We start from the raw sequence: 456 nt of genomic DNA, 5'->3' as shown, positions 1-456 counted from the left end.
GTTCGTGGTGCAAGGCGCGCTGCATGTGCCCGTTGAAGGCTCCATTCTGCTGTTCATGCTGGTGGCGACGCTGCACCTGTTTGCCACCACCTCCATGGGCATCTTCCTTGCTACGGTGGCCCGGTCCATGCCGCAGTTCGGCATGCTGCTGGTGCTGGTGCTGCTGCCGCTGCAGATGCTGTCGGGCGGCGTCACCCCGCGCGAGAGCATGCCGGCGCTGGTGCGCTGGGTCATGGAGGCCGCGCCGACCACGCATTTCGTCGCTGCCGCCCAGGCCATCCTGTACCGCGGCGCCGGCCTCGCGGTGGTCTGGCCCCAGCTGCTGGCGGTGGCGGCCATCGGCTGCCTGCTCTTCATCGCCGCCCTGTCACGCTTTCGCAAGACCATCAGCCTGATGGCCTGAGCACGAGGAAACCCATGAACGCCTCCACCATGGACCTGCTGCGCAACCGCACC

1 protein-coding gene is annotated in these 456 nt (G+C 67.5%); it reads left to right on the top strand.

What is annotated here, in order from left to right; genetic code table 11:
* Positions 1–403, top strand: a 403-nt coding sequence (locus RVY79_RS17380) for an ABC transporter permease (protein ID WP_317465731.1), incomplete at its 5' end; no start/stop codon positions are given.
* Between the last annotated feature and the right edge of the window lie 53 nt (positions 404–456).

It is taken from the genome of Chromohalobacter sp. HP20-39 (assembly GCF_033052815.1).
Lineage (GTDB): Bacteria > Pseudomonadota > Gammaproteobacteria > Pseudomonadales > Halomonadaceae > Chromohalobacter.
This window is presented reverse-complemented; position numbering and strand designations above follow the sequence as displayed.